The 24226-nt window shown below is 61.8% G+C and carries 25 protein-coding genes, 1 other RNA gene and 1 pseudogene; 12 read left to right on the top strand and 15 right to left on the bottom strand.

Features of this window, described 5'->3' with window-relative positions; translation table 11 throughout:
* Window positions 1–38 precede the first annotated feature (38 nt).
* On the top strand, window positions 39–692 hold the full coding sequence (locus D109_RS0109145) for a gamma-glutamylcyclotransferase (protein WP_017476622.1): 654 nt from the start codon (window positions 39–41) through the stop codon (window positions 690–692).
* On the opposite strand, the gene glpT is transcribed toward D109_RS0109145, so the two are convergent.
* From glpT to D109_RS0109130, 3 genes are all read right to left on the bottom strand, one after another.
* Window positions 689–2026: a glycerol-3-phosphate transporter gene (glpT, locus tag D109_RS0109140; protein WP_003213972.1), complete on the bottom strand. Its 1338-nt coding sequence runs from the start codon at window positions 2024–2026 to the stop codon at window positions 689–691. The genes D109_RS0109145 and glpT overlap by 4 nt on opposite strands.
* A gap of 228 nt (window positions 2027–2254) precedes the next feature.
* Window positions 2255–2869: a flagellar basal body-associated protein FliL gene (locus D109_RS0109135; RefSeq protein ID WP_017476621.1), complete on the bottom strand. Its 615-nt coding sequence runs from the start codon at window positions 2867–2869 to the stop codon at window positions 2255–2257.
* Window positions 2870–2944: 75 nt separating this feature from the next.
* On the bottom strand, window positions 2945–3922 hold the full coding sequence (locus tag D109_RS0109130) for an NADPH:quinone oxidoreductase family protein (RefSeq protein ID WP_017476620.1): 978 nt from the start codon (window positions 3920–3922) through the stop codon (window positions 2945–2947).
* Between the two features lie 149 nt (window positions 3923–4071).
* On the opposite strand from D109_RS0109130, the gene D109_RS0109125 reads away from it, so the two are divergent.
* Window positions 4072–4479 (top strand): flagellar basal body-associated protein FliL, encoded by a 408-nt coding sequence (locus D109_RS0109125; protein ID WP_017476619.1) that lies wholly within the window; start codon window positions 4072–4074, stop codon window positions 4477–4479.
* A gap of 118 nt (window positions 4480–4597) precedes the next feature.
* Here D109_RS0109125 and D109_RS0109120 read toward each other — a convergent pair whose 3' ends face one another.
* From D109_RS0109120 to D109_RS0109105, 4 genes are all read right to left on the bottom strand, one after another.
* Window positions 4598–5716 carry an ABC transporter permease gene (locus D109_RS0109120; RefSeq protein ID WP_017476618.1) on the bottom strand — a complete coding sequence of 373 codons (1119 nt, stop codon included), beginning with the start codon at window positions 5714–5716 and terminating at the stop codon, window positions 4598–4600.
* On the bottom strand, window positions 5716–8436 hold the full coding sequence (gene rbbA, locus D109_RS0109115; RefSeq protein WP_017476617.1) for a ribosome-associated ATPase/putative transporter RbbA: 2721 nt from the start codon (window positions 8434–8436) through the stop codon (window positions 5716–5718). Before rbbA ends, D109_RS0109120 begins: the two co-directional genes overlap by 1 nt.
* The gene (locus D109_RS0109110; RefSeq protein ID WP_017476616.1) at window positions 8433–9398 is read right to left on the bottom strand and encodes an HlyD family secretion protein; all 966 of its coding nucleotides are present in this window, start codon (window positions 9396–9398) and stop codon (window positions 8433–8435) included. Before D109_RS0109110 ends, rbbA begins: the two co-directional genes overlap by 4 nt.
* Window positions 9399–9537: 139 nt before the next feature.
* On the bottom strand, window positions 9538–9987 hold the full coding sequence (locus tag D109_RS0109105; RefSeq protein ID WP_017476615.1) for an EVE domain-containing protein: 450 nt from the start codon (window positions 9985–9987) through the stop codon (window positions 9538–9540).
* A 196-nt stretch (window positions 9988–10183) separates the two neighbouring features.
* Between D109_RS0109105 and D109_RS1000000134550 the strand changes: the two genes are divergently transcribed.
* Window positions 10184–10333 (top strand): hypothetical protein, encoded by a 150-nt coding sequence (locus D109_RS1000000134550; protein ID WP_003213959.1) that lies wholly within the window; start codon window positions 10184–10186, stop codon window positions 10331–10333.
* 7 nt (window positions 10334–10340) lie between these two features.
* On the opposite strand, the gene D109_RS0109095 is transcribed toward D109_RS1000000134550, so the two are convergent.
* The 4 genes from D109_RS0109095 to D109_RS0109085 form a co-directional block, all read right to left on the bottom strand.
* Window positions 10341–10970 (bottom strand): 5-formyltetrahydrofolate cyclo-ligase, encoded by a 630-nt coding sequence (locus D109_RS0109095; protein WP_017476613.1) that lies wholly within the window; start codon window positions 10968–10970, stop codon window positions 10341–10343.
* A 56-nt stretch (window positions 10971–11026) separates the two neighbouring features.
* A non-coding RNA gene (ssrS, locus tag D109_RS1000000132680) (6S RNA) lies at window positions 11027–11205 on the bottom strand.
* A 30-nt stretch (window positions 11206–11235) separates the two neighbouring features.
* Complete coding sequence (locus tag D109_RS0109090; protein WP_003213956.1) at window positions 11236–11553, bottom strand: cell division protein ZapA; 318 nt, start codon at window positions 11551–11553, stop codon at window positions 11236–11238.
* Window positions 11550–11759: a TIGR02449 family protein gene (locus tag D109_RS0109085; RefSeq protein ID WP_017476612.1), complete on the bottom strand. Its 210-nt coding sequence runs from the start codon at window positions 11757–11759 to the stop codon at window positions 11550–11552. The genes D109_RS0109090 and D109_RS0109085 overlap by 4 nt, the downstream gene beginning before the upstream one ends.
* A gap of 138 nt (window positions 11760–11897) precedes the next feature.
* On the opposite strand from D109_RS0109085, the gene D109_RS0109080 reads away from it, so the two are divergent.
* From D109_RS0109080 to gcvH, 9 genes are all read left to right on the top strand, one after another.
* Window positions 11898–12455 carry a YecA family protein gene (locus D109_RS0109080; RefSeq protein ID WP_017476611.1) on the top strand — a complete coding sequence of 186 codons (558 nt, stop codon included), beginning with the start codon at window positions 11898–11900 and terminating at the stop codon, window positions 12453–12455.
* A gap of 20 nt (window positions 12456–12475) precedes the next feature.
* The gene (gene pepP, locus D109_RS0109075; RefSeq protein WP_017476610.1) at window positions 12476–13798 is read left to right on the top strand and encodes a Xaa-Pro aminopeptidase; all 1323 of its coding nucleotides are present in this window, start codon (window positions 12476–12478) and stop codon (window positions 13796–13798) included.
* Window positions 13795–14982 (top strand): 2-octaprenyl-6-methoxyphenyl hydroxylase, encoded by a 1188-nt coding sequence (gene ubiH / locus D109_RS0109070; protein WP_017476609.1) that lies wholly within the window; start codon window positions 13795–13797, stop codon window positions 14980–14982. Before pepP ends, ubiH begins: the two co-directional genes overlap by 4 nt.
* Window positions 14975–15460: a DUF4442 domain-containing protein gene (locus D109_RS0109065; protein ID WP_017476608.1), complete on the top strand. Its 486-nt coding sequence runs from the start codon at window positions 14975–14977 to the stop codon at window positions 15458–15460. Before ubiH ends, D109_RS0109065 begins: the two co-directional genes overlap by 8 nt.
* A gap of 9 nt (window positions 15461–15469) precedes the next feature.
* Window positions 15470–16687: a 2-octaprenyl-3-methyl-6-methoxy-1,4-benzoquinol hydroxylase gene (locus D109_RS0109060; protein WP_177325509.1), complete on the top strand. Its 1218-nt coding sequence runs from the start codon at window positions 15470–15472 to the stop codon at window positions 16685–16687.
* Between the two features lie 94 nt (window positions 16688–16781).
* Complete coding sequence (locus tag D109_RS0109055) at window positions 16782–17786, top strand: extracellular solute-binding protein (protein WP_017476606.1); 1005 nt, start codon at window positions 16782–16784, stop codon at window positions 17784–17786.
* Window positions 17787–17983: 197 nt separating this feature from the next.
* Window positions 17984–19600, top strand: coding sequence for an iron ABC transporter permease (locus tag D109_RS0109050; RefSeq protein ID WP_017476605.1), 1617 nt, complete (start codon window positions 17984–17986; stop codon window positions 19598–19600).
* A gap of 156 nt (window positions 19601–19756) precedes the next feature.
* Window positions 19757–20839, top strand: coding sequence for a glycine cleavage system aminomethyltransferase GcvT (gene gcvT, locus D109_RS0109045; RefSeq protein ID WP_017476604.1), 1083 nt, complete (start codon window positions 19757–19759; stop codon window positions 20837–20839).
* Window positions 20840–20890: 51 nt separating this feature from the next.
* Window positions 20891–21274: a glycine cleavage system protein GcvH gene (gene gcvH, locus D109_RS0109040; protein ID WP_017476603.1), complete on the top strand. Its 384-nt coding sequence runs from the start codon at window positions 20891–20893 to the stop codon at window positions 21272–21274.
* A 39-nt stretch (window positions 21275–21313) separates the two neighbouring features.
* Here the strand turns inward: gcvH and D109_RS0109035 are convergent, their stop codons facing one another.
* From D109_RS0109035 to D109_RS0109020, 4 genes and pseudogenes are all read right to left on the bottom strand, one after another.
* Window positions 21314–22456: a DegT/DnrJ/EryC1/StrS aminotransferase family protein gene (locus tag D109_RS0109035; protein ID WP_026077853.1), complete on the bottom strand. Its 1143-nt coding sequence runs from the start codon at window positions 22454–22456 to the stop codon at window positions 21314–21316.
* Window positions 22457–22614: 158 nt separating this feature from the next.
* Window positions 22615–23224: pseudogene (locus D109_RS01000000131780) on the bottom strand (outer membrane protein).
* Between the two features lie 160 nt (window positions 23225–23384).
* Window positions 23385–23702, bottom strand: a complete 318-nt coding sequence (locus D109_RS0109025; RefSeq protein ID WP_010167882.1) for a DUF2388 domain-containing protein — start codon at window positions 23700–23702, stop codon at window positions 23385–23387.
* Window positions 23703–23771: 69 nt separating this feature from the next.
* The gene (locus tag D109_RS0109020) at window positions 23772–24218 is read right to left on the bottom strand and encodes an NfeD family protein (RefSeq protein WP_017476600.1); all 447 of its coding nucleotides are present in this window, start codon (window positions 24216–24218) and stop codon (window positions 23772–23774) included.
* Between the last annotated feature and the right edge of the window lie 8 nt (window positions 24219–24226).

Here is a 24226-nt window from a genome sequence, read left to right as displayed (position 1 = left end):
GCTTCTCGTAACAACAAAGGAGACCTAAGCGATTTGCCATGACCGCCATTGAATCTGATCTTTTGCAATTGGCTTACCCTCCGCGGCTCGATCTGGGGCCGCAACTCACTCACGAACAGTTGATGAGCTCGATGCAAGCCACCATGGCTCTGCATAAGGGGGGGCCGGTCTGGCTATTCGCTTATGGCTCGCTGATCTGGCGGCCTGAATGTTCGTCGACACAACGCATGCGGGCGCGGGTCCATGGTTATCACCGCGGCTTGTACCTGTGGTCCCATGAGCACCGGGGCACGCCGGAAACACCGGGGTTGGTGTTTGGCCTGGATCGCGGTGGTTCGTGCAGCGGGTTTGCCTACCGCTTGCCGGAAGATCAACTGGAGGCCTCGCTTTATGCCCTGTGGCAGCGCGAGATGCCTTACCCGTCCTACCGGCCACACTGGCTCAGCTGTCGTCTGGAAGATGGCAGTCAGGTGCAGGCATTGGGATTTGTCCTGGAACGGCACCTGCCCAGCTATGCCGGGAATTTGCCTGATATCGTGCTGAATCACGTGTTGCAAAGCGCTTGCGGGCGTTACGGCACTACGCGCGATTATGTCGAGCAGACCGTCAACGCCCTGCGTAGCCACGCCATGCCAGACAAGAATCTGGAGGCGCGGCTCAAGCGGTGTTCCAAAGGCTGTGCCGACGATTAACGGGCAGCACTGACGCTATTGGTGTGCCACAAGGTGGGGATCAGGAACGCGATTGCCAGCAGGCACGCGCCGATCAGCAGCACGAAACCACCGTCCCAACCGAAATGGTCAACGGTGTAGCCCATGGCCGCACTCGCTGCCACTGAACCACCCAGGTAACCGAACAGGCCCGTAAAGCCCGCGGCAGTGCCGGCGGCTTTCTTCGGTGCCAGTTCCAGCGCCTGCAGGCCGATCAGCATCACCGGGCCGTAGATCAGGAAGCCGATGGAGAACAGCGCGATCATGTCGATCATCGGGTTGCCCGGCGGGTTGAGCCAGTAAACCAGGGTCGCGACCGTGACCAAGCCCATGAACACAATGCCAGTCAGGCCACGGTTGCCACGGAAGATCTTGTCCGACATCCAGCCGCACAGCAGCGTGCCCGGAATGCCTGCCCACTCGTAGAAGAAGTACGCCCACGAGGTTTTATCCACGTCGAAGTGCTTGGCTTCCTTGAGGTACGTCGGTGCCCAGTCCAGCACGCCGTAGCGCAGCAGGTAGACGAAGACGTTGGCGAAGGCGATGTACCACAGCATTTTGTTGCGCAGCACGTACTTGACGAAGATTTCCTTGGCGCTGAATTCGTCTTCGTGGCTGGCGTCGTAGCCTTCCGGGTAATCGTTCTTGTACTGCTCGATTGGCGGCAGGCCCACCGATTGCGGGGTGTCGCGCATGGTGATGAAGGCAAATGCCGCCACCAGCAGGGCCACGGTGGCCGGGACGTAGAACGCCGCGTGCCAGTCGTTGAACCAGGCCATGCCCAGCAGGAACAGCGGGCCGATCAAGCCGCCACCGACGTTATGCGCCACGTTCCATACGGAAACCACGCCGCCGCGTTCCTTCTGCGACCACCAGTGCACCATGGTCCGCCCACTTGGCGGCCAGCCCATGCCCTGGGCCCAACCGTTGATGAACAGCAAAATGAACATCATGGTCACGCTGGACGTGGCCCAAGGTGCGAAACCGAAAATGAACATTACCCCGGCGGACACCAGCAGGCCGAAAGGCAGGAAGTAGCGCGGGTTGGAGCGGTCGGACACCAGGCCCATGAGGAACTTGGACAGGCCGTAGGCAATTGCAATCGCCGACATCGCCAGGCCCAGCTGGCCACGGGTGTAACCCTCGTCGATCAGGTACGGCATGGCCAGGGAGAAGTTCTTGCGCAGCAGGTAGTACCCGGCGTAACCGAAGAAAATACCGGCGAAGATCTGCCAGCGCAGGCGTCGATACGTGCTGTCTATTTTTTCCTCAGGCAGGGGCGCCTGGTGTGCGGCAGGGCGGAAGAAAGCAAACATTCAAGAGCTCCAAATTTCTTGTTTTGACTGCGGATGCGAATGTTACAGTTTCGTTACCGAAAATAGCACCGCCTCTTATCTGCGGGCATAGGAATTGAGTGCAATTGCATGTTCTTTTACGAACATGTCGCTCAGGGACAAGTGAGGGGCGCGTTCAGGGAGGGGATGTTTCTAAATGTATCGGGGTGAGCCCAATCCCTGTGGCAAGCACAGGGACTGGACCAATGATCAGGGGATGGTAGCTGCGATATCGCCCGGAAGCAGGTGTTCCTGGACTTTCTGGCTGCGGGACTCCACCAGTTGGCCCTGTTCGTCGAAGCGCAACACGATCAGCCAGTCATACACATTTTCCGGCCATTTCTTCATGCCGGTGAGCGCCGGGCCGTCACCGCCAAAGGCTTCGATCAGCTTGTCGATATGCCCGTGGTGCCAGGCGATCAATACGGTCTGGGCTTGGTTGGACTTGCGCAGGGACTTCACCAGCTTGCCGACTTGATCGTCGGAGTAGGGCGTTTCAAGCGGGAGCTGCAGACGCTGGGCCAGCGGTGTCAGGGTCAGGCGAGGGCGGGAGCTGTCCTTGCTGTCGCTGGTAGCGATCAGCCGCTGGGGCACCACGGAGATGCCGTTCAACAGCAGCGGGTCGAAATAGCTGGCATAGGCTGCCGCCCTTTGTTCGCCTTTGGGGCTTAGCAACGGGCCTTCATCGGGTTTTTCCGCGTGGCGCACGATCAGCACCGTCACATTGCTCAGCCCTCGTACATCCTTGTCTTCTTTATGGGCGAGGGCTTGGGTCGATACCACCATCAAGACCCCCAGAAACAGCGCGCGCAGCCGTGTGACCATTTTTCTTCCTGCCAATGAATGAGTGCCTCGGCCGATCATGGGCCCAGGCACCTCGCGGACAAAATGAAACAATCGTCAGCGTAGCTGCACCACGACCTTGCCGACAGCCTTACGCTGGCCGAGGTCATTAATCGCCTGCGCGGCCTGCTCCAGCGGGTACACCTGGGACACCAACGGCTTCAGCTTGCCTTCGGCAAACCAGCCGAACAGTTGCTGGAAGTTGGCGGCATTGTCCTGCGGCTGGCGCTGGGCAAACGAGCCCCAGAACACCCCGACCACCGCCGCGCCCTTGAGCAGCGCCAGGTTCACCGGCAATTCCGGAATGCGCCCGCTGGCAAAACCCACCACCAGCAACCGGCCATTCCAGGCGATGCCGCGGATGGCCTGGTCGAACAGGTCGCCGCCTACCGGATCGTAGATCACATCCACACCGTTGCCGCCGGTCAGGCGTTTGATTTCGTCCTTGAGGCTGGCTTCGCTGTAGTTGATCAACTCATCGGCACCGGCCGCCTTGGCCACGGCAAGCTTGTCGGCGCTGCTGGCAGCGGCGATCACCCGGGCGCCCATGGCCTTGCCGATCTCCACTGCGGCCAGGCCGACACCGCCGGAAGCGCCGAGCACCAACAAGGTTTCCCCAGGCTGCAGGTTGGCCCGTTGCTTCAGTGCATGCATCGATGTGCCGTAGGTCATGCTGAACGCAGCGGCGGTGTTGAAGTCCATGCTCGGCGGGATCGGCAGTACGTTGTAGCCCGGCACGGCGACCTGCTCGGCGAAGCTGCCCCAGCCGGTCAACGCCATCACCCGGTCACCGACCTTCAGGTGGCTGACGTTCTCACCGACTTCGCTGACCACGCCCGCCGCTTCACCGCCCGGCGAAAACGGGAAGGGCGGCTTGAACTGGTATTTACCCTCGATGATCAGGGTGTCCGGGAAATTGACCCCGGCGGCATGCACGTCCAACAGGATTTCGTTCTTCTTGATCGCCGGGCTTTCGACGTCTTCCAGCACCAGGGTTTCGGCGGGGCCGAAGGCTTTGCACAGCACAGCTTTCATCGGACTATTCCTTTTGGCGTGTTGGCCGATAAGTGTAGGTGGGCAGGGCGACGGGTCAACGAGCATGCCCCGGCCTGATAAGTCGCCATAAGCTTGTGCTCAGGGCTGCTAGCGTTATGCTACTGGGCAACCGAATTGAGGAATGAATTGTGAAAGCGTGGATCCTGTTGATGCTGGCCCTGACACTGCCGACGGCAGCCCTGGCCGAAGAAGCCAAAGAAGGCGAAGCGCCGAAGGTCAGCTATATCAGCCTGAACCCGCCGTTCGTCGGTAACTACGGCCTGGATGGCACCGCGAAGCTGAAGGTATTCAAGGCGGATATCGCCCTGCGTGTCACCGGCCCCGAGGCGGCGGCCGCCGTCAAAGCCAACGATGCGTTGATTCGCAACCAGTTGGTGGCGCTGTTTACTCAGCAAACCAGCGACGCTATGAGCAGCGTCGACGGCAAGGAAAAGCTGCGCCAGGAAGCCCTGAAGCAGACCCAGCAAGTAATGAACGACGAGACCGGCAAGCCGCAGGTTGAGGATCTGTTGTTCAACAACCTGATCATCCAGTAAGCCGGTCGCTTCGCGCCCTTCGCGAGCAAGCCCGCTCCCACACTTGACCGAGTTCTAACATGAGAATGCGGTTGAATGTGGGAGCGGGCTTGCTCGCGAAGAGGCCCTGACAGGCACCTCAGGAAGCCAGGCTCTTCCTGAACCGCGCCAACGCCACCGCAAAGAACAACAACCCGATCCCCGCCAGCGCCAACAAGTCCGGCCACACCACGCTCACGCCGGCATCCCGGAACAGAATCGCCGCACTCAGGCTCACAAAGTGCGTCGACGGCGAGCCCTGCATCACCCACTGCAACCACTGCGGCATGCTGTCCAGTGGCGTGCTGCCCCCGGACAACAGCAGCATCGGGATAATCACCGGGATTGCCAGCAGGCCGAACTGCGGTGTCGAGCGGGCGAGGGTGGCGAGAAAGATGCCGAGTGCAGTACTGGCAAACAGGTAAAGCGCCGTCACCAGCAAGAACAAAGTCAGCGACCCGGCCAGCGGCACACCGAGCAGACCTTTCACCACCACTTCCAGCGACAGCCAAGTGCACAGCACCACCACCAGCATGTTGCTCCAGATTTTCGCCAGCATGATTTCCAGTGCCGTCAGTGGCAGCACCAGCAGATGGTCGAGGGTGCCGTGTTCCCGCTCACGCAGCAGCGCGGTGCCGGTCAGCACGATGGCGAGAATGGTGATGTTGTTGACGATCTGAATCACCGCCAGAAACCAGCCGCCTTCCAGGTTGGTGTTGAACAACGCCCGGGTGGTCAGCAGCGCAGGGGCCTTTTGGGCGGCATCAGCCTGGCCGCCATAGGTCAGCAATTCCCGCTGGAAAATCCGCCCGATATACCCGGCGCCCATGAATGCCTGGCTCATGGCCGTGGCATCGACGTTGACCTGCACCCCCGGCTGGCGCCCGGCCAACAGGTCGGCCTGGAAGTTCGCTGGCACGTTGATCACGAAGGTGTACTGGCCGCTGTCCATCACCTTGTCCAACTGGTCATAGGGCAATGGCACCGCCGCCTGGAACTCCGGCGGTTGCAGGGCTTCGGCCAGTTGCCGGGACAGCGCGCTGTGGTCTTCATCCACAAAGGCCACGCTGGCGTTGTGCACGCCGATCACCGAACCGGCGGCGGGCATATAGATGGCGACGGTGAAGGCGTAGAACAGGAACAGCAGCAACACGCTGTCGTGGCGCAGGCTGGTCAGTTCCTTGATGCCGAGGCGCAGGATATGGGCGAACTTGTGCATCAGGCCTCCTGCTTCTTGAGCATGATCAGGCTAAGCCCGGTGAACCCCAGGAAGAACCCGAACAGCGCCAGGCACTGCGGCCACAACTGGCGCAGGTCGAGGGCCTTGGTAAAGGTGCCCACCGCAATGTCGAGGAAGTAGCCCGCCGGGAACAGCATGCCCATCAACGCGGCGGCGCCTTCCAGGGACGAGCGCGGCACGATCAGTCCGGAGAACTGGATGGTCGGCAGGCTGGTGATGATCATGGTGCCGAGGATCGCCGCGATCTGGGTGCGGGTGAATGCGGAAATCAGCAGGCCCATGCTGGTGGTGGCCAGCACATACAACAGGCCGCCGAAGGCCAGGGTCACACCGCTGCCCTTGAACGGCACGCCGAACAGCCAGCGGTTCATCGCCACCAGCAACCCCAGGTTGACCAGGCTCACGGCCAGATACGGCGCCTGCTTGCCCAGCAGGAATTCCAGGCGGGTCAGCGGCGTGGCGTAGAAGTTGGTGATCGAGCCTAGTTCTTTTTCACGCACGATCCCCAGGGCGGTAAGCATCGCCGGGATGAAGGCGAGGATCAGCGCCATCACGCCCGGGCCGATGGCGTTCACGCTGACCACGTCCTGGTTGTAGCGAAAGCGGGTTTCCAGTTTGGCGGCCGCTTGCTGATTCAGTGGTGTGCTGTTCAGTTCGGCCAGTTGTTGGAGGTTGGCCTGGTGCACGGCCTCGACATAATTGCGGCTGGTTTCCGCACGGAACGGCATGCCGCCATCGAGCCAGGCGGCCACGGCGGGTTGGCGGCCGGCGTAGAGATCGCGGCCGAATCCTGGCGGAATCTCCAGCGCCAGTTTGATCTCCGAGCGCTGCAGGCGTTTGTGCAGTTCGTTGGAGTCAGTGATCGGCGACTGTTCGGCGAAATAGCGCGAACTGCGAAAGGCTTCCAAGTAGGCCCGGCTTTGCGGCGTCTGATCCTGGTCGTAGACGGCGAAGGCGAGTTTCTCCACGTCCAGGGAAATGCCGTAGCCGAAGATCACCATCATGAAAATCGCCCCCAACAGGGCGAAGGCCATGCGCACTTTGTCCCGCAGCAGTTCCTTGCCTTCGCGGCTGGCCACGGCCAACAGGCGGGCGACGCTGAACCCGCGTTTGCTGACGGGTGGGGCCATGGGTTCGCTGACGGTTTCGGAGGGCGCGGTGGCCGCTTCGGGCGCGCCTTGGGCCTGTTCCAGGCAGGTGACGAACGCTGCTTCCAGGGTTTCGCCGTGGAACTGCTGTTGCAGCGCGTCCGGCGTGTCGCAGGCCAGCACCTTGCCCGCGTGCATCAGCGAGATGCGGTCGCAGCGCTGGGCTTCGTTCATGAAGTGGGTGGACAGGAAGATCGTCACGCCCTGTTCCCGGGACAGTTCGATCAGCAGCCGCCAGAAGTCATCCCGCGCGGCCGGGTCGACGCCCGAGGTCGGCTCATCGAGGATCAGCACTTCCGGGCGGTGCAGCACCGCCACCGCCAGGGACAAGCGCTGGCGTAAACCCAGGGGCAATTCGCCGGAAGGCTGTTCGGCAACGTCCCCCAGGTCAAAACGCTTGATCAACTCATCGATGCGCTGGCCGCTTTCGGCCTTGGGCAGGTCGAACAACTGCGCATGCAACACCAGGTTCTGGCGCACGCTGAGCTCGCCGTACAGCGAGAAGCTTTGCGACATGAAACCCACGCGCTTGCGGGTGGCCAGGTCCTTGGCGTTGACCGGGTTGCCGAGCAGCGTGGCGGTACCCTCGGTGGCCGGCATCAGGCCGGTGAGGACTTTCATGGTGGTGGTCTTGCCGCAGCCGTTGGAGCCGAGGAAGCCAAAGATCTCGCCCCGGCCAATGGCGAAGCTGACTTTGTCCACCGCCGTGAAATCGCCGAAGCGCAGTGTCAGGTCGTGGGCTTCGATGGCGATGTCGGTGTTACCGCTTTCCCGTGGCGGAATCACTAACGGTTCGTTGTTATGGGCGCTGTCGCCCTGGAAATGGGTGAAGGCCTCGTCCAGTTTGCCGCTGGGTGTCGCAGCGGCCAGTTCACTGCTCAGGCCGTCGGCGATCAGCTTGCCGCGGTCGAGCATCAGGCAGTGTTCGAACTGCTCGGCTTCCTCCATGTAGGCCGTGGCCACCAGCAGTGTCAGTTGCGGGCGTTCACTGCGTACGGTTTCCACCAGTTCCCAGAAGCGCCGACGGGACAGGGGGTCGACGCCGGTGGTGGGTTCGTCGAGGATCAACAAATCCGGGTCGTGGATCAGTGCGCAGCACAGGCCGAGTTTCTGTTTCATGCCGCCGGAGAGTTTGCCGGCGGGGCGCTCGGCAAAGCGCGCGAGGTCGGTGGCCAGCAGCAGGTTGTGCATGCGCTGGTCGCAATCGGCTTTCGACAGGCCGAACAGTGTGGCGAAGAAGCGGATGTTCTCGCTGATGGACAGCTCGGGGTACAGGTTGCCGCCCAGGCCTTGGGGCATGAAGGCGATGCGCGGGTACAGGCTGTTGCGATGGCGGCGGTCTTCGATGGAACCGCCGAGCACGTCCAGTTGACCTTCCTGAAGCTTTTTAACCCCGGCAATCAAGCCCAGCAAACTCGACTTGCCGGCGCCGTCCGGGCCGATCAGGCCGCAGCGGGTGCCAGCGGGCAGGCTGAAGGCGATGTCGATCAGCGCCTGCTGCTTGCCGTAGCGGTGGTTGATGCCCGTGGCGTGCAGCGCCAGGCCGCTCATTGCAGGTTGGCCGGCCAGTCCAGGTCAGCGGTGCGCACGTAACCGGCGCCGGGCATGCCCGGTTTGGCTTGGGGCACGGCGCTCGGTTGGGTCAGGCGCAGTTTGACCCGGAACACCAGCTTCTGGCGCTCGTCGCGGGTTTCCACTTCCTTGGGGGTGAACTGCGACTTGGCCGCGACAAAACTGATTTTCGCCGGCAGCGGTTGCTTCGGCAGGGCGTCGAGGACGATCCGCGCGTCGCTGCCCACGGTCAAAGCGCCTGTGACTGAAGCGGGCAGATACAGGTTCATGTATTGGTCGTTGGGATCGATCAGCAGCAACACGCGGCCACCGGCACCGAGCACTTCGCCGGGTTCGGCCAGGCGCAGCTGGATGATGCCGTCGATGGGCGCCCGCAGGCTGCTGTCTTCGATTTCGCTGGTGAGCTGCGCGACCTGGGCCTGGGCGGCGCCAATGGCGGCCTTTACCGAGTTGACCTGGGCTTGGGCGGCGACCACGGCAGCGTTGCCGTTGTTCTGTCGGGCTTGCTGCTGGTCGATCAACTGGCCGCTGGCGAAGCCGCGCTTGTACAGTTCCTGGGTGCGCCTGAGTTCCTGGCTGGCCAGCAGTTGTTCGCTCTGGCGCAGTTGCACATTGGCTTGGGCGGCGGCGAAATTTTCCCTGGCCCGCAGCACTTCGGCTTCGGCTTGGGCGCGTTGGGCTTCCAGGGTGCGGGTGTCCATGCGTGCCAGCAGTTGGCCCTTGAGCACCTTGTCGCCTTCGTCCACCCGCACTTCGGCGAGGCGCCCGGGGATCTTGGCGGCGATCTGCACTTCGGTCGATTCCAGCCGGCCATTGCCCATGCTCAAGCCTTCGGGCAGGCGGTCCTGAGTGGATTTCCAGTAGCCAAAGCCGCCGGCGGCCAGCAGCAAGACAATCAATGGAATGGCGAAAAGATGGGAGGTGCGGTGATTCGTCGACATGGGTGCATCCTGCGGCGTTAGCGTCCTAGTTTGACCGATCCTGCCCGAAGGCCCTTGATGCGGGTCAAATGAAGCGCCAGCCTAACCCGGTTGGCGCACAGATGCATGCGCCATGGGCGTGACCGCAGGGTTCTGCTGTTCAGCGCAGGCCGAGTACGGCGGCCCACTGCTCGGCGGTGACCGGCATCACCGAAAGGCGGCTGCCTTTTTGCACCAAGGGCAGTTCGGCGAGGGCGGTTTGCTGTTTCAGATAGCCCAGCCCCAGGACCTTCGGGAAGGTCTCGACGTGGGCGACGTTGATCGCGCTCCACGGGTTTTTTTCAGGGCTGGCCTTGGCGTCAAAGTAATGGCTCTCAGGCTCCAGTGCGGTCGGGTCCGGGTACGCCGCCTCGACGATTTTACCGATGCCGGCAATCCCCGGCTCCGGGCAGCTGGAGTGATAAAAGAAGAACTGGTCACCCACTGCCATCGCGCGCAGGAAGTTACGCGCTTGATAGTTGCGCACCCCGTCCCAACGGGCTTCGCCGAGCTTTTCCAGGCCCTTGATGGACAGTTCATCGGGCTCGGATTTCATCAGCCAATAGGCCATGTTTTCGCTCCTCAAAAGTCGATTGGGAAAGTTGTCCGGCAATTTTATGACAAACCGACGGTCGGTTGGCGTCAAGGTTTGCGTGTTGGTTCACGTTAACGCAGAATGCCGGGGTTTTGAGCTTGACGCAGCTGGCACGGACTACTTATGGAACGTTGCTGTCATCGTGTGCAAGATGCCTGAAGGGGGGCAATCGATGAAACGCAAACCGGATTTACTATGGATATTGGTTATTTTGTTTGGCCTTGGTGTCGTGACCACCGGCTATGCGCAGAGCTTGTGGTCGAACAAGACTGACGCACCGATTGAACTCGCACAGCAACAGCCGCAACCGTTCAAGCGCTGACCCGTCTTCAAGGCGCTGCTGATTCCAGTAGCGTCTCTGCTATATACCAATCCTTATCGGTGACTGTGCCCTCAAGCGGTACATCCCAGCTTGCCTGCGCCAAACGTTCGACCTTCTGGCATTCATGGGCCAGGCCCAATAGCGTCGGCTTGCGCCAGGATTTCCGGCGGGCCATGTAGGCCAGGCTGCGGTCATAGAAACCGCCGCCCATGCCCAGCCGTCCGCCCACGTCATCGAATCCCACCAGCGGCAGCAGTACCAGGTCCAGCGCCCAGACCTTGCGCTGCCGGCTGGCATTTACCTGTGGCTCGAGGATGCGAAAACGGTTGGGCCTCAGCTTTTCGCCGGGCCGCACTCGCTGGAACACCATCTTGGTTCGCGGCCACGCGCTGAGCACCGGCAGGTACGTCGCCTTGCCCCGGCGCTGTGCAGCGCGCAGCAGCAGGCGCGGATCGATTTCACCGTCCGTCGGTAGATACAAGGAGATGTGTTTGGCCCGGCGAAACAGCGGGTGCTGTGCCAGTTGCCGATACAGGCCCAGGGCGGCCTGGCGTTGCTCGCTGGGCGTTAGGGCGCGGCGGGCTTTGCGCAGCATGCGTCGAAGTTGCGGGCGGGAAAGCGGCGCAGGTTCGGTCATGGTTTTCGGCTCATAAAACAATGCCAGTCCTAGGACTGGCATTGGATTTGGGAATCAGGCTCCCCGACAGAACCGCTGTCGACTTAGCCCTTGAACCCGAAAGTTCAAGGTGGAAGAAACAGTAGGCTTTAAGGCTTTCCGTCTAGCGGACATGCACACCAGCCCAACGTGTAACTTCCAGGGTAGTGCGAATCGGCTCAGGGACATCGCCGACTGGCAAGCACGCCAGGGAGTGGGGCGAGTATACCCGAAACCGACGCTGCAATCAGCCCTTGGGTGGCTCTGGATCGGTAGAAAGTACCAGATCGACCCGCTCCAGCAGGTCGCGCACCTGCTCGCGCGTCGAGCCGCTGGCCTGCACATCAGGCCGTTCCTGCTTATGCAGCAAATCGTGAGTAATGTTCAGGGCGGCCATCACCGCGATGCGATCGGCGCCGATGACTTTACCGCTGCTGCGGATTTCACGCATCTTGCCGTCCAGGTAGCGGGCAGCGCTCACCAGGTTGCTGCGTTCTTCCTGTGGGCAGATGATCGAATATTCTTTGTCGAGAATCTGCACGGTGACGCTATTGCTTGAACTCATGAGTCTTGCTCCAGGGCCTTCAGGCGCGAAATCATCGATTCGACCTTACGCCGGGCGATTTCGTTTTTTTCAATGAGGTGAGCGCGTTCCTCGCGCCAGGTCTTTTCATGAGCTAATAGGAGTCCGTTTTGGCTCTTAAGTTGCTCGACCCGGTTAATTAGCAGCTCGAGTCTGGCCATCAGCGCTTGCAGGTCGGTGTCTTCCATTGGGTTCCACTGGATTTGTCTGATGAATGGCAACTGCTGGATAAACGATCTGACGCCCTCGATAGTCTTGGTACGTCTGCCGATGCTAGGATACAGCGCTTCATTCTAGACATTGCGCCGCCTGGCGCCTAGCTCACCATGCCCATTCAGAATTCCCCGTACGAAGCTTTTTCCAAACTGCTGAGCTCCAGCGGTCATCCTTGCTCGCCTGCCGAGTTGCACGGCGTGCTGCTGGGTCGCAGTTGCACCGGTGTCGGCTTTGATGCCGACAACTGGCTGGCCGACGTCGCCGAGCTGCTGGAAACCGAGCCCACCGAGAACGTGCGCAACGCCCTCATCGGCTTGCAAGAGATGGTCAAAGGCGAGCTGACCGGTGATGACGTCACCGTCGTGTTGCTGCTGCCGACCGATGACGCGCCGCTCACCGAGCGCGCCGCCGCGCTGGGCCAATGGTGCCAAGGCTTCCTCCACGGGTTCGGCGTGAACGCCGGCGGCCTGGACCTGAGCACCGATGCCCAGGAAGTGCTGCAAGACCTGGCCGCCATCTCCCAGGTGCAAGATGCCCTGGAAGAGTCCGAAGACGGTGAAAGCGACTACATGGAAGTCATGGAATACCTGCGCGTCGCGCCGCTGCTGCTGTTCACCGAGACCCGTAAGTCGGCTGAGCCCGCTGCACCCAAGCCGTCGCTGCACTAAGAAAGGAAGCCCATCTGCCCATGATCCATATCCCCAAAGCGGAATACACCCGGCGCCGCAAGGCGCTCATGGCGCAGATGGAACCCAACAGCATCGCCATCCTGCCGGCGGCTGCGGTGGCCATCCGCAACCGTGACGTCGAGCACGTCTACCGCCAGGACAGCGACTTCCAGTACCTGAGCGGCTTCCCCGAACCGGAAGCGGTCATTGTGCTGATGCCCGGCCGCCAGCACGGCGAGTACGTGCTGTTCTGCCGCGAACGCAATGCCGAGCGCGAACTGTGGGACGGCCTGCGAGCGGGCACCGAAGGCGCGATCCGCGATTTTGGCGCCGATGATGCCTTCCCGATTACCGATATCGACGACATCCTGCCCGGCCTGATCGAAGGCCGCGACCGGGTGTATTCGGCCATGGGCAGCAATGCCGAATTCGACCGGCACCTGATGGAGTGGATCAACGTGATCCGCTCTAAAGCGCACCTCGGCGCCCAGCCGCCGAATGAATTTGTTGCCCTGGATCATCTGCTTCACGACATGCGCCTGTATAAATCGGCGGCAGAAGTGAAGGTGATGCGCGAGGCGGCACGGATTTCCTGCGCGGCCCATGTGCGGGCAATGCAGGCCAGCCGCGCCGGTTTGTATGAGTTCAGCCTTGAGGCGGAGCTCGACTACGAGTTTCGCAAAGGCGGGGCGAAGATGCCGGCCTATGGTTCCATCGTCGCCTCGGGGCGCAACAGCTGCATCCTGCATTACCAGCAGAATGACGCGGTGCTCAAGGACGGCGACCTGGTGCTTATCGATGCCGGTTGCGAGATCGACTGCTACGCCAGCGACATCACCCGTACCTGGCCGGTGAGTGGCAAGTTTTCGGCTGAGCAAAAGGCGATTTACGAAATCGTGCTGGCTTCCCAGGAAGCTGCATTTGCCGAAATCGCCCCGAACAAGCATTGGAACCAGGCCCACGAGGCGACGGTGCAAGTGATCACTGCCGGGCTGGTGAAGCTGGGATTGTTGCAGGGTGACGTCGACGAGTTGATTGCCAGCGAAGCCTATAAAGCCTTCTACATGCACCGCGCCGGCCACTGGCTGGGGATGGATGTACACGATGTGGGCGAATACAAGGTAGGCGGCGAGTGGCGGGTGCTGGAAGTCGGCATGGCGCTGACCGTGGAGCCGGGGATTTACGTGTCTCCGGACAACCAGAACGTGGCGAAGAAATGGCGTGGCATTGGCGTACGCATCGAGGACGACGTAGTGGTGACCAAGCAAGGCTGTGAAATTCTGACCGGTGGCGTGCCCAAGTCCGTCGCCGAGATCGAAGCGCTGATGGCGGGTGCCCGATGAGCCGGGTCAATCTGGCGATTATCGGCGGCGGCCTGGTGGGCGCCAGCCTCGCGTTGGCGTTGCAGGCCGGCGCCAAGGCCCGTGGCTGGAAGATCGTGCTGATCGAGCCGTTTGCGCCTGGCGACAGTTACCAGCCGAGCTATGACGCGCGTTCTTCAGCGCTGTCCTTTGGCGCGCGGCAGATTTATCAACGGTTGGGTGTCTGGCAGGACATTTCCCGTCGCGCCGAGCCGATCAAGCAGATTCATGTGTCGGACCGTGGCCGCTTCTCCACTGCGCGTCTGTCGGCGATGGAAGAAGGCGTGCCCGCCCTCGGCTACGTGGTGGAAAACGCCTGGCTGGGCCAATGCCTGTGGCAAGGCCTGGACAAGGAAGTCGTCAGCTGGCGTTGCCCGGCGGAAGTCACCCGCATGGAGCCGCTTGCCGATGGCTATCGCCTGACCCTCAATGACGAAACCGTGCTGGAGTGCGACCTCGCGGTGCTGGCCGATGGCGGCCGCTCCGGCTTGCGCGAACAACTGGGCATCGGCGTTAAAAAGCGGCCGTACAACCAGAGCGCGCTGATCGCCAACATCACCCCAAGCGAAGCCCACAACGGCGAGGCGTTCGAGCGGTTCACCGACGAAGGGCCGATGGCCTTGCTGCCGTTGCCGGACAACCGTTGCGCGCTGGTCTGGACCCGCACTGGCATGGACGCCAAGCGCCTGGCCGAGCTGGACGAGCGCAGCTTCCTCAGTGAGTTGCAGGGCGTGTTCGGCTACCGCCTGGGCACCCTCAAGCAGGTCGGTGCGCGTCACTTGTACCCGTTGACCCTCGTGGAGGCGGAAGAACAAGTGCGCTCCCATCTGGCGGTGCTCGGTAATGCTGCCCACAGCCTGCACCCGATTGCCGGTCAGGGGTTCAACCTGTCCCTGCGGGATGCCTACGCGTTGGCCGAGGCGCTGCTGGCCGGGCCTGCGATCCCGGGCGACCTGGCGACACTGCAGGCGTACCGCGAGCGTCAGCGCATGGACCAGAAACTCACCGTCGGCTTCTCCGACCAAGTCACCCGTCTGTTTGGCAGTGCGCAACCGTTGGTAGCGCTGGGCCGCAACATGGGGTTGTTGGGTCTGGACCTGCTGCCGCCGGCCAAGCGCTGGTTCGCGCGTCAGGCCATGGGCCTGGGCACTCGTCCCGATGCGTGAGTGGCTGACCCAACGCCTGGGCAAGGCGCGGCTGTTGCGCTGGATCATGACCCTGTACCCGCCGTACCTCGGGGCCGGGGTTCGGGTGTTGCACATCGGCAGCGATTTTCGCGAGGTCAAGGTGCGCATGGGCCTGGGCTGGTACAACCGTAATTACGTCGGTACGCAGTTTGGCGGCAGCCTGTATTCGATGGTCGACCCGTTCTACATGCTGATGCTGATGGAGAACCTGGGGGGCGACTACATTGTCTGGGACAAGGCGGCGGCCATTGATTTCATCTCGCCGGGCAAAGGCCCGGTGTTTGCCGAATTTTCCATCGACCAGGCGTTGCTGGACGAGATTCGCCAGCACACCGCCGGCGGCGAGAAATACTTGCCGCAGCTCCAGGTGCAGATTCATGACGGCTCCGGCACCCTGGTGGCGCGGGTCGACAAAACCCTTTACGTGCGGCGCAAGCCGCAAACGAGACAGGCTTAAAGCATGGACATGCACGCAGATGTGCTGATTGTCGGGGCCGGAATGGTCGGAAGCGCCCTGGCGCTGGCGTTGCAGGGCAGTGGCCTGCAGGTGCTGCTGCTGGACGGCAGCCCGCTGAGCGTCAAACCGTTCGACCCTCATGCTGCGTTCGAGCCGCGGGTCAGCGCCTTGTCGGCCGCCAGCCAGCGCATCCTCGAACGTCTTGGCGTGTGGGACGGCATTGTCGAGCGGCGTGCCAGCCCTTACGGCGAGATGCAGGTATGGGACGGCAGCGGCACCGGGCAGATCCACTTCTCGGCAGCCAGTGTGCATGCCGAGGTGCTTGGGCATATCGTCGAAAACCGTGTGGTTCAGGACGCCTTGCTCGATCGCCTGCACGACTGCGACCTCGGCCTGCTGGCCAATGCACGCCTGGAGCAGATGCGCCGCTCCGGCGATGACTGGCTGCTGACCCTGGCTGATGGCCGCACCTTGCGCGCGCCGCTGGTGATCGCGGCGGACGGTGCCAACTCGGCCGTGCGCCGCCTGACCGGCACCGCCACCCGTGAGTGGGATTATTTGCACAACGCCATCGTCACCAGTGTGCGCAGCAGTCAGTCCCATCAGCGCACGGCCTGGCAGCGTTTTACCGACAACGGGCCGCTGGCGTTCCTGCCGCTGGTGCGGGACGGGCAGGAAGACTGGTGTTCGATCGTCTGGTCGACCACCCCGAGTGAGTCCGAGCGCTTGATGGCGCTGGACGATGAAAGCTTCTGCCGTGAACTGGAACTCGCCTTCGAAGGGCGCCTGGGCACGGTGTTAAGCGCTGATCCACGGGTGTGCGTGCCGCTGCGTCAGCGCCATGCCAAACGTTACGTGGCAGAAGGCCTGGCATTGATTGGCGACGCAGCCCACGTCATTCATCCCCTGGCGGGGCAGGGCGTGAACCTGGGCTTCCTCGATGCGGCGGTGCTGGCCGAAGTACTGCTGGCGGCCAACGAGCGTGGCGAGCGCCTGGCGGATGCGAAGGTGCTCAGCCGTTACGAGCGCCGGCGCATGCCGCACAACCTGGCGCTGATGGCGGCGATGGAGGGCTTTGAGCGCCTGTTCCAGGCCGATCAACTGCCGTTGCGTTGGCTGCGCAATGCCGGGCTGAAGGTGGTTGAGCAGATGCCGGAAGCCAAGGCGTTGTTTGTGCGTCAGGCCTTGGGCTTGTCCGGGGATTTGCCGGAGTTGGCCAAGGCCTGAGGGGCTGCGCAACATTTGGTAACGGCTCCGTCGAGCGTTACTAAATGTGAGTCCTTATCATTTGCCCTCTTTTCGCAAATGAGAGACCGCACCCATGTTGGCACCCAAGCGCCTCCTGACTGCCCTGGCACTCACTCTGATCGGCACCACCACCGTGCAGGCGGCCGACGAAGTCGTGGTCTACTCCTCGCGCATCGACGAACTGATCAAACCGGTGTTCGACGCCTACACCAAGAAGACCGGCGTGCAGGTGAAGTTCATCACCGACAAGGAAGCGCCGCTGATGCAGCGCATCAAGGCCGAAGGTGAAAACGCCACCGCCGACCTGCTGCTCACCGTCGATGCCGGCAACCTCTGGCAGGCCGAGCAGATGGGCATCCTGCAACCGTTCACCTCTGCGGTGATCGACAAGAATATTCCCCTTCAATACCGTTCTTCGGCCCATGCCTGGACCGGGTTGAGCCTGCGTGCGCGGACCATCGCCTATTCCACCGATCGCGTGAAGCCGGGCGACCTGACCACCTACGAAGCCCTGGCTGACAAGCAATGGGAAGGCCGCCTGTGCCTGCGCACTGCGAAGAAGGTCTACAACCAGTCGCTGACCGCCACCCTGATCGAAACCCACGGCGCGGCCAAGACCGAAGAAATCGTCAAGGGCTGGGTCAACAACCTGTCCACCGACGTGTTCTCCGATGACATCGCCGTGCTGGAAGCGATCAACGCCGGGCAGTGCGACGTCGGTATCGTCAACACCTACTACTACGGCCGCCTGCACAAGCAGAAGCCGGACCTGGCGGTGAAGCTGTTCTGGCCGAACCAGGGCGACCGTGGGGTGCACGTCAACCTGTCGGGCATCGGCTTGACCAAGCACGCCCCGCACCCGGAAGCGGCCAAGGCGCTGGTTGAATGGATGACCACGCCGGAAGCGCAGAAAATCTTTGCGGATGTGAACCAGGAGTTCCCGGCCAACCCGGCGGTGCCGCCGTCGGCGGAAGTGGCGACCTGGGGCAAGTTTGTGGCCGATACATTGCCGGTGGAAGTGGCGGGCAAGCGTCAGGCTGAGGCTATTCGCTTGATGGATCGGGCTGGCTGGAACTAGATACAATTTGTAGGGCGCCGCCGATCTGAATGTGGGAGCGGGCGTGTGTGGGAGCGGGCTTGCTCGCGAAGATGGTGTATCAGTCACCTATGCGTTGACTGACACGCCGCTTTCGCGAGCAAGCCCGCTCCCACACAAGCTCGCTCCCACATTGGTTAGCGGTGGCTTCAAGCTATTCATTCTCTGAGAATCAACTTTTGGCCCATCCCGCCCAACGCCGCTGGTACCTGCCGGTCTTCACCGTCGCCGCCCTGGTGCTGCTGCCGCTGAGCGTGCTGTTGCTGTCGTGGCAGACCATCGACCACCAAATCTGGTCCCACCTGTGGGAAACCCAGATGCCACGCCTGCTGGGCAACACCTTGACCCTGGTGCTGGGCGTCGGTGTGGGCGTTACGCTGCTGGGTGTCAGCCTGGCCTGGCTGACCAGCCTCTGCGAATTTCCCGGCCGGCGCTGGCTGGACTGGGCGTTGATGCTGCCTTTCGCAATTCCCGCCTATGTGCTCGCGTTCGTCTTCGTTGGCTTGCTGGACTTCTCCGGTCCGGTGCAAACCCTGCTGCGTGACTGGTTCGGCATGGGGCTGCGCCTGCCTCGCGTACGGTCCACCAGCGGCGTGATCATCGTGCTGGTGCTGGTGTTCTACCCCTACGTTTACCTGCTGGCGCGCACCGCGTTTCTCGCCCAAGGCAAGGGCCTGATGGAGGCGGCGCGGGTATTGGGGCAGTCGCCGTGGCAAGCGTTCTGGCGTGTGGCCTTGCCCATGGCGCGCCCCGCTATCGGTGCGGGCGTGGCCCTGGCGCTGATGGAAACCCTGGCGGATTTCGGCGCCGTCTCGGTGTTCAACTTCGACACCTTCACCACCGCCATCTACAAGACCTGGTATGGCTTTTTCAGCCTCTCCAGTGCGGCGCAACTGGCCAGCCTGTTGCTCCTGGTGGTGATGCTGGTGCTGTACGGCGAGCGCCGTGCCCGAGGCGCCAGCCGACCCAGCAACGAGCGGCCTCGCGGCAAGGCGCTGTACCACCTGCGAGGGTTCAAGGCAGCGGCGGCTAGCGGTTGGTGCGGATTGGTGTTTGCCTGCGCGTTTGTGATTCCGATGCTGCAACTGGTGGCCTGGTTTTGGCAGCGTGGTCGTTTCGATCTCGACGAGCGCTACGCCGGCTTGATCGTCCATACCCTCTACCTGGGTGGCATGGCGGCCCTGATCACCGTCTGCGTGGCCCTGGTGCTGGCGTTCGCCCATCGTTTGGCGCCCACCCGGGCCATCCGCTCCGGCATCAGCCTGGCCAACGTGGGTTACGCGCTGCCGGGCTCGGTGCTGGCGGTGTCGATCATGTTGGCGTTCAGCTACCTGGATCGGGAACTGGTGATCCCGGTATCAGGCTGGCTGGGGGGCGCCGGCAAACCGCTGTTACTGGGCAGTTTGTCGGCCTTGCTGCTGGCGTATCTGGTGCGCTTCATTGCGGTGGCCTACGGGCCGCTGGAAAACAGCCTGGCGCGAATCCGGCCGTCCTTGCCGGAAGCCGCCCGCAGCCTGGGCGTCAGCGGGCCGCGACTGTTTTGCAAAGTGTATCTGCCGCTTTTGCTGCCGGGCACCCTGAGCGCGGCGCTGCTGGTGTTTGTCGATGTGCTCAAGGAAATGCCGGCGACCCTGCTGATGCGCCCGTTCGGCTGGGACACGCTGGCGGTGCGGATTTTCGAGATGACCAGCGAAGGGGAGTGGGCGCGGGCTTCGCTGCCGGCCTTGACCCTGGTGTTGGTGGGCCTGTTACCGGTCATCGGGTTGATCCGACGTTCGGCGAGACGAATCGGTTAGGTGCCAGTCCTACGGCTTGAGGCTACAATGCGCGGCATTCGGTGCGGTCGATCTTTCAGATCGGGTTGCTGAACGCGGCTACAGGCCTTGTATTTCAAGGCGTGCGGCCCGTACGGCGACCGTCCGCACCTTCGCCACGCCCGGAAGGAGAAACCCATGGGACAGCGCACGCCTCTGTATGACCTGCATCTCGCCCTTGGCGCGAAAATGGTCGATTTTGGCGGTTGGGATATGCCTTTGCACTACGGCTCACAGGTTGAGGAGCACCATCAGGTGCGACGCGACTGCGGGGTGTTTGATGTATCCCATATGACCGTGATCGATATCACAGGCCCCCAGGCCAAGGAATGGCTCCAGCATTTGCTGGCCAATGATGTTGACCGATTGCACAGCTGCGGCCGTGCGTTGTACAGCGCCATGCTCAACGAGCAGGGCGGCGTGGTGGACGACATGATCGTGTACCGCACCGAGAGCGGTTACCGGCTGGTGGTCAACGCCGCCACCCGTGACCAGGACATGGCCTGGATGCAGGCTCGGCTCGGCAGCTTTCAGGCCCAGATCCACGAGCGGCCAGAATTGGCCATGCTCGCTATTCAGGGCCCCCATGCCCGGCAGAAGATCGCCGAGCTGGTCACCCAATCACGCGCCACCTTGATTCACCAGCTCAAGCCCTTTGAAGGCCTGGCCGACGGCGACTGGTTTATTGCGCGCACCGGTTACACCGGCGAAGACGGCCTGGAAATTGTCCTGCCGGCCAACCAGGCCCCGGCGTTTTTCAACGATCTGGTGGGCGCAGGTATTTCACCCATCGGCCTCGGCGCCCGTGACACGCTGCGCCTTGAGGCCGGTATGAACCTCTACGGTCAGGATATTCATCAGGACGTTTCGCCCCTGGCAGCCAACATGGCCTGGAGCATCGCCTGGGAACCGGCCGAGCGCGATTTCATCGGCCGCGCCGCCCTGGAGGCCGAAAAGGCTGCCGGTGTGAAGTCCAAGCTGGTCGGCCTGGTACTGGAAGAGCGCGGGGTTTTACGCGCTCATCAGGTGGTTCGTATCGCCAATGTTGGCGAAGGAGAGATCACCAGTGGTAGTTTCTCTCCTACGCTAAGCAAATCCATTGCCCTGGCGCGTGTGCCGTCGGCGACTGCTGACCGGGCCGAGGTGGAAATCCGCGGCAAGTGGTACCCGGTTCGGGTGGTCAAACCGACCTTCGTGCGTCATGGCAAAACATTGATTTAACGTTTCCGGCGGGCCAATGGCCGCTGACATTTTTTCTTGAGGACACAGACTATGAGCGATATCCCTGCCGACCTGCGTTTTGCCGAAAGTCACGAATGGGCCCGTCTGGAAGCTGACGGCACCGTGACCGTCGGGATCTCGGACCATGCCCAGGAAGCATTGGGAGATGTGGTGTTTGTCGAGTTGACTGAAGTCGGCAACGTCTTTGAAGCGACTCAGCAGGCGGGTGTGGTTGAGTCGGTAAAGGCCGCTTCGGATATCTACTCGCCAATTGCTGGCGAAGTGATCGCGGTGAACGACGCCTTGAGCGGCGAGCCGGAGCTGTTGAACTCCGACCCTTACGGCGCCTGGATCTTCAAGCTCAAGCCAAGCAACCCGGCTGAGCTGGACAAGCTGCTGGACGCTGCCGGCTACAAGGCTGCCATCGGCGAGTGATCCCGCTGCGGGAGCCGGCAACCGGCTCCCGCAAAGGTTTTATCCGCGTTTCAATACCGCTTTGACCGCTGCCACAGAACGCTCTACATCTGCCTTCGTCATCGCCGTGAACATCGGCAACGACACAATCAAACGCCCCACTTTTTCCGCTACCGGGAACATGCCTTCCTTGAATCCCTGCGCCTTGTACAAGCTCAGCAGGTGGATTGGCGGGTAGTGGTAGCCAATGCCGACGCCATGGGCCTGCATCTGCTCCATGAACGTGGCGCGTGCCGGCAAACCGTCCTGGCGCTCCGGCAGTACCAGTTGGAACAGGTGCCAGTTGCTGTTTTCGAAGTCTGCCGGCGGCAATTGCGCACCGTACTGCTCTTCGAAATCACTGCCGAAACATTCGAAATAGTGCCGCGCCAGTTCCTGGCGATTGGCGGTGATCTTCTCGATATGGGCAAATTGGCCCAAGCCGATGGCCGCTGCGATGTCGGTCATGTTGAACTTGCCGCCGAGCACATCCACGTCCAGGCCGTCGAAGCCGGTACGGGTCACGCCTTGCAGGCGATATTTTTCCGCCAGGCGCGCTTCTTCAGCGTTGTTCAACACCAGGCAGCCGCCTTCGGAGGACGTGATGTTCTTGTTCGCCTGGAAGCTGAACGACACGAAATCGCCGGTAGCACCAATGCGCTGACCATCCCAGCTGGAACCCAGGGCCTGGGCCGCATCTTCGACGATGCGCAGGTTGTACTTGTTGGCCAGCGCGTAGAGCAAAGGCATGTCCAGCGGCAGACCGGCCAGGTATACCGGGATGATTGCCTTGGTGCGTGGCGTGATCGCGGCCTCCACTTGGGCCAGGTCGATGTTGCGGGTTACCGGGTCGATATCGGCGAACACCGGCGTGGCGCCGACTTCCAGAATTACGTTGGCTGTGGCTACCCACGAAATCGGGGTGGTGATGACTTCGTCTCCTGGCCCGATACCGGCGATGCGCAAGGCGATCTCCATGGTGCAGGTGCCGGAGTTGAAGGTGCGTACCGGACGGCCGCCAAAATATTCCGACAGCTGCGCTTCGAACGCCTGCACTTTGGGCCCGCTGGTGATCCAGCCGGAGCGCAGTACGTCACCCACCGCCGAGATAGTGGCTTCATCAATGGTGGGCTTGGAGAACGGCAGAAAGGGCAGTTGGCTCATGACGTTGAAGGCATCCATTTCAGAAGGCGATGAGAAAAAAGCATATCAATGCCGGGCATGGTTGCACGGCTCGACTGAATATAGCCTGTCATCTGTGAATGAATCGTCCCCCCTTAAACAAAAATGCCGCCTTGGGAGCGGCATTTTCAGCATCGGTGTCAGAAGGCGACGCGTGCCTCAAGAAACACATTCTGTTCCTTGAGCTTGCCTTTGAGCTGTTCGTCCCGGGCATTTATCCGGTTGGCGAAGGTGTTGTAGCCGGTTTCGATCCGGCCCATGTCCACATAACGCCAGCCGGTGCCCAGGGTCAGGGCTTCGTTGACCTTGGCATCCAGCCCCAGGCCCACGCTGTAGGCGAAGTTGTGTTGGCGGTGGCTGGCGAAGCGACGGTTTTCGTTAGTTTGATAACCCTTGGCGTCAATTTGGGCCAGGCCCATTCCCGCCATACCGTAGAACGACAGCCATTCATTGATCGGGATGTTTTTATAACCATTGAGCATCAAACGCTGGCTGTCGGTCTGCAGGCTGTTGACGTTGGCATTGAACGGCGCCCAGCGGGATTTGAAGTCTGATTGGCTGGGCATGGAGTATTCCCCTTCCAGGCGCCAGCCATCAGCAAAGGTATGACCCACTGCGAATGAACCGGTGAATGTCTTGCTGCTGTCGGGCGCTGTTGAGCTTTGCCGACCCGTACCAGCCTTCTGCCTGGGCATACGGGGCGGCAATGGCGGCGAGTAGCAGGGCGTAGGAGAGTTTTTGCATGGTCATCGATTCACTCGGTCTAAAGGGAATCGATAGCTTGTTGCCGGGCGCGCAGGCAGCTCGACAGGACTTTTCCTGTTCGAATGTTGAATCGCCAGTCTCGGGTGTAGGAAGTCTGGGCAAAAAAATGCCGCTCTCGAAGAGCGGCATTTTTTACGCGACGGTATTACTCGGAAGCAATGGCGTTTTTCGCCAGGATCGCGTTGGCCAGGTCCATGTCCGTGGCCTTGAGGCCGGGGTTATCGGCGCGGACCTTCTGCATCGCAGCTTCCAGGTAAGGGCCACGGATGCTGCCGTCGCTGGCGACGAAGCTACCGGCGTCGTCTTGGGCGGCGACTACCATTTTGTGGTCCTTGAAGGTCAGGTACGTCGAGCCGGTCGTGGCACCCGATGAGATGACATTACGCCAGAAGCTGTCGGCCATGGCTGAACCGACAGGAAGGGAAAGCACGGCGAGGGTTGCGACAGCATATTTTAGACGCATGATGGGTGACTCCGACTGGGTTATCTGAACAGTTTGATTGTAGATAGCCCAGCCGAGTTCCATGGATGACTAAACAGTTTCAACCTGCAAAATCACGCCTTCCTGACCAATGACACGTACGTGTGCCCCAACTGGCGCGTCAGGCCCGGAAGCCATCCACACGCCGTCGCCAACCTTGATCTTGCCCCGGCCCTCGATAATGGCCTGATGCACCACAAAGGTGCGGCCGATCAGCTCGGAACCGCGCATGTTGAGCCCCGGCTGGTCGCTGACCTTGGCGCTGCTGCGCTGGCGTCGCCACCAGTACACCGCCGTCAGGATCGACAACACCGCGAACAACAGCAGTTGCCATTCAAGGCCCAGGTTCGGGATCAGGAACTTGATCACGCCCACGGCGGCGGCGGCGATGCCCATCCACAGCAGATAACCACCGGCACCGAACACTTCAAGGATCAACAGCACCGTGCCCAGTGCCAGCCAGTCCCAAAACGACAGGTGCTGCAGGAATTCCCACATGGTGCGTG

This window comes from Pseudomonas sp. PAMC 26793 (assembly GCF_000313235.1).
Lineage (GTDB): Bacteria > Pseudomonadota > Gammaproteobacteria > Pseudomonadales > Pseudomonadaceae > Aquipseudomonas > Aquipseudomonas yamanorum.
This window is presented reverse-complemented; position numbering and strand designations above follow the sequence as displayed.

Bases quoted from the DNA above. Each gene is read 5' to 3' on its own strand.
- D109_RS0109105 (WP_017476615.1), bottom strand. From the start codon at position 9,987: ATGGCCTATTGGCTGATGAAATCCGAGCCCGATGAACTGTCCATCAAG.
- D109_RS0109085 (WP_017476612.1), bottom strand. From the start codon at position 11,759: ATGGAAGACACCGACCTGCAAGCGCTGATGGCCAGACTCGAGCTGCTA.
- glpT (WP_003213972.1), bottom strand. From the start codon at position 2,026: ATGTTTGCTTTCTTCCGCCCTGCCGCACACCAGGCGCCCCTGCCTGAG.
- D109_RS0109090 (WP_003213956.1), bottom strand. From the start codon at position 11,553: ATGAGTTCAAGCAATAGCGTCACCGTGCAGATTCTCGACAAAGAATAT.
- rbbA (WP_017476617.1), bottom strand. From the start codon at position 8,436: ATGAGCGGCCTGGCGCTGCACGCCACGGGCATCAACCACCGCTACGGC.
- pepP (WP_017476610.1), top strand. From the start codon at position 12,476: ATGATCCATATCCCCAAAGCGGAATACACCCGGCGCCGCAAGGCGCTC.
- D109_RS0109065 (WP_017476608.1), top strand. From the start codon at position 14,975: ATGCGTGAGTGGCTGACCCAACGCCTGGGCAAGGCGCGGCTGTTGCGC.
- D109_RS1000000134550 (WP_003213959.1), top strand. From the start codon at position 10,184: ATGAAACGCAAACCGGATTTACTATGGATATTGGTTATTTTGTTTGGC.
- D109_RS0109095 (WP_017476613.1), bottom strand. From the start codon at position 10,970: ATGACCGAACCTGCGCCGCTTTCCCGCCCGCAACTTCGACGCATGCTG.
- D109_RS0109060 (WP_177325509.1), top strand. From the start codon at position 15,470: ATGCACGCAGATGTGCTGATTGTCGGGGCCGGAATGGTCGGAAGCGCC.
- gcvH (WP_017476603.1), top strand. From the start codon at position 20,891: ATGAGCGATATCCCTGCCGACCTGCGTTTTGCCGAAAGTCACGAATGG.
- D109_RS0109035 (WP_026077853.1), bottom strand. From the start codon at position 22,456: ATGAGCCAACTGCCCTTTCTGCCGTTCTCCAAGCCCACCATTGATGAA.
- D109_RS0109080 (WP_017476611.1), top strand. From the start codon at position 11,898: ATGCCCATTCAGAATTCCCCGTACGAAGCTTTTTCCAAACTGCTGAGC.
- D109_RS0109110 (WP_017476616.1), bottom strand. From the start codon at position 9,398: ATGTCGACGAATCACCGCACCTCCCATCTTTTCGCCATTCCATTGATT.
- D109_RS0109145 (WP_017476622.1), top strand. From the start codon at position 39: ATGACCGCCATTGAATCTGATCTTTTGCAATTGGCTTACCCTCCGCGG.
- D109_RS0109135 (WP_017476621.1), bottom strand. From the start codon at position 2,869: ATGGTCACACGGCTGCGCGCGCTGTTTCTGGGGGTCTTGATGGTGGTA.
- ubiH (WP_017476609.1), top strand. From the start codon at position 13,795: ATGAGCCGGGTCAATCTGGCGATTATCGGCGGCGGCCTGGTGGGCGCC.
- D109_RS0109120 (WP_017476618.1), bottom strand. From the start codon at position 5,716: ATGCACAAGTTCGCCCATATCCTGCGCCTCGGCATCAAGGAACTGACC.
- D109_RS0109130 (WP_017476620.1), bottom strand. From the start codon at position 3,922: ATGAAAGCTGTGCTGTGCAAAGCCTTCGGCCCCGCCGAAACCCTGGTG.
- D109_RS0109020 (WP_017476600.1), bottom strand. From the start codon at position 24,218: ATGTGGGAATTCCTGCAGCACCTGTCGTTTTGGGACTGGCTGGCACTG.
- D109_RS0109025 (WP_010167882.1), bottom strand. From the start codon at position 23,702: ATGCGTCTAAAATATGCTGTCGCAACCCTCGCCGTGCTTTCCCTTCCT.
- gcvT (WP_017476604.1), top strand. From the start codon at position 19,757: ATGGGACAGCGCACGCCTCTGTATGACCTGCATCTCGCCCTTGGCGCG.
- D109_RS0109055 (WP_017476606.1), top strand. From the start codon at position 16,782: ATGTTGGCACCCAAGCGCCTCCTGACTGCCCTGGCACTCACTCTGATC.